The 759-nt window shown below is 48.1% G+C and carries 1 protein-coding gene; it reads left to right on the top strand.

Features of this window, described 5'->3' with window-relative positions; translation table 11 throughout:
* On the top strand, positions 1-759 hold a 759-nt coding region (locus ACP45E_RS00940; protein WP_198927664.1), incomplete at both ends, for a hypothetical protein.

The raw sequence follows: 759 nt of genomic DNA, 5'->3' as shown, positions 1-759 counted from the left end.
TGATGGTTCACAGGTTAGCCGCTCCGCAACTAACATTGTGTTTGAAGCGATAGACCTGTTTGTTGGTGGCGATGATACCTTGTTAGCAGGCTCTGGCCTAGACAGAATGCAAGGGCACTTTGGTAGTGACTTATTCTTTGCGAGCTTTAGTGAAGATATCTTAATCGGTGAGTATGGCCGTTTCACCTTCATTGAAAGCGATGATGAATCCATCTCAGATGCCACCTTCATTATTTCGTTGGCACAAGGCAAACTGGATCTTATTCGTCAAATGCAAACTGGCCTGTTTGGTGGCTACGCGAAACAAGTCTATGCACAATCTAACCTAGGACAAGCCGCCCGAAGCCGAACCGCTGTGACGACGGTGTTTAGCCTAGATGCAGGGCAAGCCTTTGGTAACCTCAATCCAATATTCCAAAACACCAGCTCTGGAGGCGGAGAAGGTGCCGATTTCGTAATCCCAACAGATCCAACAGCGGCAGGTTTTGAAGACACGTTAGAAACGATAACCAACGAGGATGACGTTGAGCCTGAAAACTCGGAAGCAGTAGAAGCGACTCAAGAAGGTGCACAGGAAACTGACGGAGCAACATTAGACGCGAAGCCAGAGCCTCAAATTGACCCAGAAATCAAAGACGGTGAGTTAGAGACGCAACAGTGTGCTGAAGACGATGCTGAATGTGTACCCGACTCTAGTGCTGCCTTAGAGGAGCAGCCTATGGACTTAAACACTGAATCTCAAGTGAGCGAGAGTGTAGT

It is taken from the genome of Vibrio genomosp. F10 str. 9ZD137 (assembly GCF_049974785.1).
GTDB lineage: Bacteria > Pseudomonadota > Gammaproteobacteria > Enterobacterales > Vibrionaceae > Vibrio.
This window is presented reverse-complemented; position numbering and strand designations above follow the sequence as displayed.